Consider the following 7,069-nt stretch of genomic DNA (forward strand, 5'->3'; position numbering starts at 1 on the left):
CGACGCGGCGGACGCACCGGTTCCCGGCCTGCCCGACGGCGAGCGCCCGATCGGGCCGCGGACCTCGAACGCCCCGCCGGAACCGAACGGTAGACGACGTAGGGGCGAACCAGGTAGCCCAACGGAGCGGTGAAGGCGTGCACGAGGCGACTGAACGGCCACAGCCCGAACAACGCCATCGCGAGCAGGGCGTGCAGCTGGTAGACGAAGGGAGCGTGCCGCATCGCCGCGACGTCCGGATCCAGGACGAACAGGCTGCGAAACCACACCGAGACGCCGGTCCGGTAGTCGTAGGTGTCCGATCCGACGCCGGTCGCGGTCGCGGTGAGCCCGGCCAGCAGCACGACGGTCAGCAGCGGATAGACCACCCGGTCGGTGCCCGAGGTCGAGTTGCGCACGGCGGTGACCCGAAGGCGCCGCCACATCAGTACGGCGAGTCCGACCACGCACGCGATGCCGGCGACGCCACCGAGCAGCAAAGCGTTGGCGTGGTAGAGGCGTTCGCCGACACGCAGTTTCTCGGTCCAGCTCTCCGGCACGAGCAGACCCACCACGTGTCCGGCGACGACGAACAGCAGCCCGTAGTGGAACAGTGGCCCGCCGATCCGCAGCAGGCGGCTCTCGTGCAGTTGGCTGGAGCGCGTGGTGAACCCGAAACGGTCGTAGTGATAGCGCCAGGCCGTCCCGGTGATCGCCAAGGTGGCCACCAGGTAGGGCAGTACCGCCCATGCGGTCGTATGCAGGTGGTTCATCGTCGGGCCCCTTCGGTGGGCGGTGTCACTCCCCCGGCCGCGAACGGTTCGAGACCCACGGTCTCGACGGGCGGGCCGGTGCGGGCCAGGGCAAGCGCGGCGCGACGATCGGCCGGTCCGGCACCGGGGAGGGTCGCGTCGACGGCGCGCACGACGTCGGCGTAGGGACTGTGGAACGCCTCCAAGGCGTGGCCGAGGAGCGCGATGCCGGCGCGGTGGGCCAGCAGGATGTCCTGCCCGGGCCCGGGGCAGCGGGCGGTGAACTCCAGGACCGTGGGCAGGAAGTCGGGGAGTTCGTCCGGCGGACAGGCCCAACCGTGGGCGCGGTAGCGGGCCTTGAGGTCGGCCAGGGACATGCCGCGCCGACGGGTGTCACCGTCGGTGTAGTAGGTCAGGTGGAGGGTGCGGCGCCGGCTGCGGTCGAAGGTGGCGACGTAGCGGGCGGCGAACTCCGTCTCCGGCGACCGGTCCACCCGGGCACAGAAGCGCAGCAGCGGCTCCGCCTCGGGCGCGCCCCACGCGGTCAGCGCGGTGCGTACGGTCTCCAGGCGCGAGTTCCACGAGGTGTCGGGGTATTGGAGCAGCAGCGACGCGGCTTGGCACACGGCCGGATGGGTCATCGCCGGTCGTCCTCGGCAGGACGGGGGAACAGGCCGGCGGGCCGGCCGCGGCCGTCCCAACCGAGCAGGTTCAACCGCCCGGAAAGCGGTCCCGAAGGCGGTTCGGAAGACGGCCCGGGCGGCCCGCCGGTGTGCGCGGAGGCCGGCTCGGGGACCAGGGGCGGGGCGTGGAAGACGTCCATGTCGTCCGCTCCGCCCACCTGCATGCCGGGGCCACCCTCGCCGTCCAGGCTGCACCCGGTGTGCCTGCGGTCGTCCTCGCTCGGATCGGGGACGCTGCCGGCGTAGCCGGTGGGAATGACGTACCGCTCGTCGTACTTGGCCAGGGCCAGCAGCCGGTACATGTCCTGGATGTCCGTCTCGGTCATGCCCACCGATTCGGCGATCCGCGCATCGGGTGGCTCGCCCAGGTTGACCCGGCGCATGTGGGTACGCATCGCGGCGAGTCGGCACAGCGCGGCCTCGACGGGTTCGGTGTCGCCGGCGGTGAACAGCGCGGCGAGGTATTCCATCGGGATGCGCAGCGAGTCGATCGCGCCGAACAGGTTGGCGGGTTCCTCACCGTCGTGCCCGGTGCGGCTGAGCGCTTCCACCACGGGCGACAGCGGCGGGATGTACCAGACCATGGGCATGGTGCGGTATTCCGGGTGTAGGGGCAGTGCCACCCGGAATCGGGTGATCAGCGCGTGTACGGGTGAGCGGCGGGCTGCGGTGATCCAGCCGTGCGGGATCCCCGATTCCTCGGCGGCACGGGCCACTTCGGGGTCGTGGGGGTCGAGGAAGCAGCCCAGTTGCGCCGGGTACAGGTCCTGTTCGTCGGGGACGGACGCGGCTTCGCCGACCTTGTCGGCGTCGTAGAGCACGACGCCCAGGTAGCGAAGCCGTCCCACGCAGGTCTCGGAGCACACGGTGGGCTCGCCCGCCTCGATCCGCGGGTAGCACAGCGTGCACTTCTCGGCTTTGCCGGTGGTGTGGTTGAAGTAGATCTTCTTGTACGGGCAGCCCGAGACGCACATGCGCCAGCCTCGGCAGCGGTCCTGGTCCACCAGGACGATGCCGTCCTCGATCCGCTTGTAGATCGCGCCGGAGGGACACACGGCGGCGCACGAGGGGTTGAGGCAGTGTTCGCAGATACGTGGCAGGTAGAACATGAACGCCTGTTCGTACTCCAGGCGTACGGTTTCGTTCATCCGGCGCAACACCGGGTCCTGGGCGATCTGTTGCGGGCCGCCGCCGAGGTCGTCGTCCCAGTTGGGTCCCCAGGTCACGGCGGTGGGACGGCCGTCGATCAGCGACAGCGGCCGGGCGGTGGGTACGTCGTCGCCCAGCGGCGCCGTGGTCAGGTTCGCGTAGTCGTAGGTCCACGGCTGGTAGTAGTCGTCCAGCGTGGGCAGTTCGGGGTTGGCGAACAGGCGCGCGAGTCGGCGGGCCCGGCCGCCGGAGCGCGGGATCAGCCGGCCGCGACGCAGGCGCCAGCCGCCCTTCCACGTGTCCTGGTCCTCGTAGCCGCGCGGGTAGCCCTGGCCGGGGCGGGTCTCGACGTTGTTGAACCACACGTACTCGGTGCCGCTGCGGTTGGTCCAGGTCTGTTTGCAGGTGACCGAGCAGGTGTGGCACCCGATGCACTTGTCGAGATTCATCACCATCGCGACCTGGGCCATGACGCGCATGTCAGTACTCCACGTTCTGCGCGCGGCGGCGAATGACGGTGACCGCGTCGCGCTGGTTGCCGGTGGGGCCGTAGTAGTTGGGCGCGAAGGAGAGTTGGGCGTAGCCGCCGATCAGGTGGGTGGGTTTGATCAGGAGTTTGGTCAGCGCGTTGTGGACGCCGCCGCGTCGGCCGGTCTCCTGGGATTTGGGGACGTTCACCAGGCGCTCCTGGACGTGGTACATGAACACGGTGCCGGCCGGCATCCGGTGCGAGACCACCGCGCGGGCGACGACGACGCCGTTGGCGTTGACTGCCTCGATCCAGTCGTTGTCGGCGACTCCGACGGCCTCGGCGTCCGGCACGCTCATCCATACGACGGGGCCGCCGCGGGCAAGCGTTTGCATCAGGAGGTTCTCCTGGTATTCGGAGTGGATGGACCATTTGGAGTGCGGGGTGACGTAGCGCACGGTGACCGTGCGTTCCGTGCCGTGTTCGCGAGGGCGGCTCTCGCCCAGGGCGGCCATGTCCAACGGCGGCCGGTAGATGGGCAGTTGCTCGCCGAGTTCGGCCATCCAGTCGTGGTCGAGGTAGAAGTGCTGGCGGCCGGTGAGGGTGTGCCACGGCTTGCGGTGCTCGACGTTGATCGTGAACGGCGAGTAGCGCCGGTCGTGGGATTCCTTGCCCGACCATTCGAAGCTCGTGCCGACCTGGACGGGCCGCTCCTGGGTGTCGGAGAAGAGCACCCGGCGTTCGGCGACCGACTCGCCCAACTCGACCAGGCCGGTTTCGCCGCCGCAGCGTTCCGCGAGTCGCCGAAAGCCCTCGGCGGCGAGGCGACCGTTGGTGGTTCCCGACAGGGCCAGGATGGCTTCGCAGAGTTTGACGTCGGTGTCCAGCAGGGGCCGTCCGTGCGCCGCGCCTCCTCGTGCGGTGCCGCAGCGCTCGGCCAGCCATCGGCTTTCCGCGTCGGGACGCACGGTGATGCCCTTGACGGTCATCCCGTCGCGCTCGGCCAGTGGTCCCAGGGCCGCGAGTTTGTCGGCGATCGCGGTGTAGTCGCGTTCCACCACGGTGCACGTGGGGATGTCGCGCACCGGGACCGTGCCGGTGCCGCGCCACTCGGGGACGGTGCCACCGGGGTGTCGGGTCTCTCCGGGGGTGTCGTGTTGGTGTGCGGTGGCCACCAGGTCGTGGCGGGTGTCGAGCCGCCCGGCGGCCAGTTCGCTCAGCTTCGCGGCGAGTCCGTGGAAGATCTCGAAGTCGGTACGGGCCTGCCACGGCGGCGTGATGGCCGGATTGAAGGCGTGCACGAAGGGGTGCATGTCGGTGCTGGAGAGGTCGTGCTTTTCGTACCAGGTGGCGGCGGGCAGGACCAGATCGGCGAACAGCGTGGTCGAGGTCATCCGAAAGTCGAGCGCGAGCAGCAGGTCGAGCTTGCCGCGCGGGGCCTGTTCGTGCCACCGCACGTCGCGGGGACGCCGGTTCGGCGGGGCCTGTTCGGCGCTCGCGTTGTCGCTCGCCCCGAGCAGGTGCCGCAGGAAGTACTCGTTGCCCTTGGCGGAGGAGCCGATCAGGTTGGCCCGCCACACCGTGAGTACGCGCGGCCAGTTGTCCGGTGCGTCCGGATCCTCGCACGCGAAGTCCAGTCTGCCCGTGCGCAGTTCCTCGGCGATCCAGTGCGAGGGATCGCCGCCGCGGGCGTGGGCGCGCTCGCCCAGGTCGAGGGGATTGGCGCCGAACGTGGGATAGGACGGCATCCAGCCCAGTCGCGCGGACTGCGCCACCAGGTCCGCGGTGTGCTGCCCGGCGAACCGGCCGCGGCCCAGCGGCGACGCGAGCGCGTCCGCGCCGTAGCTCTCGTAGCGCCACTGGTCGGTGTTGAGGTACCAGTACGGCGTGCCCGCCATCTGCCGGGACGGGCGGGTCCAGTCCGCGGCCGTCTGCACCTGCTGCCAGCCCGCCAGCGGGCGCACCTTCTCCTGGCCGACGTAGTGCGCCCAGCCTCCGCCGTTGACGCCCTGACAACCGGTGAGCAGCAGCAGGGACAGGAACGAGCGGTAGATGGTGTCGGAGTGGAACCAGTGATTGGTGCCCGCGCCCATGACGATCATCGATCGGCCCCGGGTCGCCTCGGCGGTGCGGGCGAACTCCCGGGCGATGCGGGTGACTTGCTCGGCCGGGACGGAGGTGATCGCTTCCTGCCACGCGGGGGTGGCCGGTTGCGACGCGTCCGCGTAGTCGGCCGGCCAGTCGCCGTCGAGGCCGGGCCGGCGCACGCCGTACCGGGCGAGCAACAGGTCGAAGACGGTGGTCACGGTTCGCCCGGCGACCTCGCGTACCGCAACCGACCGGCGCAGCACGCGCGTTCGCGCATCCTGGTCGCCGGTGAGGTCGAAGCGGGGCAGCAGGACCTCGGCTTGGCGCACCGGGTCCTCGCTCGCTCCGGGGTGGAAGGTCAGCAGGGGTTGGATGTCCCCCAGGTCCAGGTTCCAGCGCCCGCGCCCGGCTTCGGACCAGCGGTCGCCCATCGTGCCGTTGGGTGCGAGGGCTCGACCCGAGCGGGCGTCGAAGACCACCGGGCGCATGCGCGCGTCCTCGCGCTCGCCGTTGCCCGGCTGAGGTTCGGCGTCGTCGCCCACGTCGGCCGCGGTGAGGAAGTGCCCCGGCGTGAAGCCGCCGTCCTCGTGCGGCTCCAGCTCGACCAGGAACGGCAGATCGGTGAAGGAGGTGACGTACTCGGTGAAGTAGGGGGTGTTCCGCTCGACGAAGAACTCGTTGAGGATGACGTGCCCCATGGCCATCGCGAGCGCCCCGTCGGTGCCCGGATGCGGGTGCAGCCACTCGTCGGCGAACTTGGTGGCGTCGGAGAAGTCGGGTGAGACGACCACGACTTTTTGTCCGCGATAGCGCGCCTCGGCCATCCAGTGGGCGTCCGGGGTGCGGGTGACCGGTACGTTCGAGCCCCACAGCATCAGGTAGGCCGCGTCCCACCAGTCACCCGACTCGGGCACGTCGGTCTGGTCGCCGAACACCTGGGGCGAGGCGATCGGCAGATCCGCGTACCAGTCGTAGAACGAGAGCATCGGGGCGCCGATCAGCGCCATGAAGCGGGCGCCGACCGCGTGCGAGGCCATCGACATCGCCGGGATCGGCGAGAAGCCGGCCACCCGGTCCGGCCCGTGTTCGGCGATCGCGTGCACGTGTGCCGCGGCGGCGATCTCCAACGCCTCGTCCCACTCGACGCGGACCAGTCCGCCCTTGCCGCGCGCGTCCTGGTAGCGGCGGCGCTTGACCGGGTCGGTGGTGACCTCGGCCCACGCGGCCACCGGATCGCCGAGGCGTTGCCGGGCCTCGCGGTACAGGTCGACCAGTACGCCGCGCGCCTGCGGGTATCGAACTCGCGTGGGCGAGTACGTGTACCAGGAGAACGACGCCCCGCGCGGGCAGCCCCGGGGCTCGTACTCGGGCCGATCCGGTCCCACCGACGGATAGTCCGTCTGCTGGGTCTCCCACGCGATCAGGCCGTCCTTGACGTACACCTTCCACGAACACGAACCCGTGCAGTTGACCCCGTGCGTGGAGCGTACGACCTTGTCGTGCGCCCAACGCTCGCGATAGGGCTCGTCGTTGACGCTCTGATCGGTGCGATAGATCGCGCGCAGGTCGGGGGTCGTGTCACTGCGCATGAGCAGGCGCCCGGCCCGCAGGAGTTGCTCGGTCGCCGCTGTGGCGGCTCGCTCCGCTTCCATGCGTGCTTTGCGGCGTAGGCGTGCCAAGACGGTCATCTCCCTTGGTCGGTTCTCGGCTCCCCCGGCCTTAGCTTCACCACCCTCACGCTCCGCGTACAGACGACGACCTGGAGTTTGGCTGCCTCTATGCCTGGCTTTCCGTGCCCTTTGCAATAAACGTGGAAGCAGCTACCCAGGTGTTCCTCACGATGTCGTGGACGGTCGAACGTCCGCGACACACCATGGGTACGCGCCGCGCGGGGGCGCGAGGCGCCGCGGCCGGGTCCGGCTCGGCCTTCGCTGCGGCGCGGCAGGCGG

Annotated in this window: 4 protein-coding genes; all 4 read right to left on the reverse strand. The window is 70.3% G+C overall.

Going from position 1 to position 7,069, the window contains the following annotated elements; genetic code table 11:
- The coding region (gene narI / locus GT354_RS41725) for a respiratory nitrate reductase subunit gamma (RefSeq protein WP_161361947.1) at positions 1-752 on the reverse strand (752 nt) is incomplete at its 3' end.
- Complete coding sequence (gene narJ, locus GT354_RS41730) at positions 749-1,372, reverse strand: nitrate reductase molybdenum cofactor assembly chaperone (RefSeq protein ID WP_161361949.1); 624 nt, start codon at positions 1,370-1,372, stop codon at positions 749-751. The genes narI and narJ, both read right to left, overlap by 4 nt.
- Positions 1,369-3,042 (reverse strand): nitrate reductase subunit beta, encoded by a 1,674-nt coding sequence (narH, locus tag GT354_RS41735; RefSeq protein ID WP_161361951.1) that lies wholly within the window; start codon positions 3,040-3,042, stop codon positions 1,369-1,371. Before narH ends, narJ begins: the two co-directional genes overlap by 4 nt.
- Position 3,043: 1 nt before the next feature.
- Positions 3,044-6,772, reverse strand: a complete 3,729-nt coding sequence (locus tag GT354_RS41740; protein WP_161361953.1) for a nitrate reductase subunit alpha — start codon at positions 6,770-6,772, stop codon at positions 3,044-3,046.
- Positions 6,773-7,069: the final 297 nt, after the last annotated feature.

The organism is Streptomyces sp. SID3343 (genome assembly GCF_009865215.1).
In the GTDB taxonomy this organism is placed as follows: domain Bacteria; phylum Actinomycetota; class Actinomycetes; order Streptomycetales; family Streptomycetaceae; genus Embleya.

What these genes read in the sequence shown, in the direction of transcription:
- narH (WP_161361951.1), bottom strand. Translation starts at nt 3,042, where the DNA reads ATGCGCGTCATGGCCCAGGTCGCGATGGTGATGAATCTCGACAAGTGC.
- GT354_RS41740 (WP_161361953.1), bottom strand. Translation starts at nt 6,772, where the DNA reads ATGGAAGCGGAGCGAGCCGCCACAGCGGCGACCGAGCAACTCCTGCGG.
- narJ (WP_161361949.1), bottom strand. Translation starts at nt 1,372, where the DNA reads ATGACCCATCCGGCCGTGTGCCAAGCCGCGTCGCTGCTGCTCCAATAC.